General features: G+C 64.7%; 1 protein-coding gene. It reads left to right on the plus strand.

Going from position 1 to position 629, the window contains the following annotated elements:
• Positions 1–82: 82 nt before the first annotated feature.
• The gene (locus AAG565_RS15735; RefSeq protein ID WP_348820593.1) at positions 83–556 is read left to right on the plus strand and encodes a helix-turn-helix domain-containing protein; all 474 of its coding nucleotides are present in this window, start codon (positions 83–85) and stop codon (positions 554–556) included.
• Positions 557–629 lie beyond the last annotated feature (73 nt).

The following is a 629-nucleotide window of genomic DNA, read 5'->3' on the forward strand; positions in this document are numbered from 1 at the left end:
CTACTGGACCGACATGCCGCGGAATCGTGGACCGGCTTGCCGCGGAACGCTGGACCGACATGCGGCGGAATCATGGACCGGCATGGCGCGGAATACGCAATTGCCCACGGCCGAAGAAGTTGCCATCGCCCGCGAGAGCGGTCGGGCGCTGTCCGCCTTCCTGCAGACCCGCGCGGAAACCCAACAGATCGAAATCTTTGACGAAAAGGGCGCGGCCCATCCGGTTCGCGTCCCGGTGTCGGCGCTGCGGCTACTCGTGGACGTCCTGACCGAAATCGGTGAGGGCAACGCGGTCAGCATCATCCCGATCCACGCCGAGCTGACGACCCAGGACGCAGCGGATGTGCTCAACGTCTCGCGACCGTTCCTCGTGCAGTTGCTGGAGCGCGGCGAGATCCCGTTCCACAAGATCGGCACGCACCGCCGCGTCCGCTACCAGGACGTGATCGCGTACAAGGAGCGGATCGACGCTGAGCGCAGCAAGGCCCTCGATGCACTGGCGGAGCAGGCCCAGGCGCTCAAGATGGGGTGGGCCTGTCCTGAATTTTGTGTGTGAGGCATAAGATGAGAACCAGGAGCATCTATGCCGAAGAAGAAGATGAAGGTGGCGGGGGCCGCCGGAGCGGCGC

It is taken from the genome of Fontimonas sp. SYSU GA230001, from assembly GCF_040066175.1.
In the GTDB taxonomy this organism is placed as follows: Bacteria; Pseudomonadota; Gammaproteobacteria; order Nevskiales; family Nevskiaceae; genus Solimonas.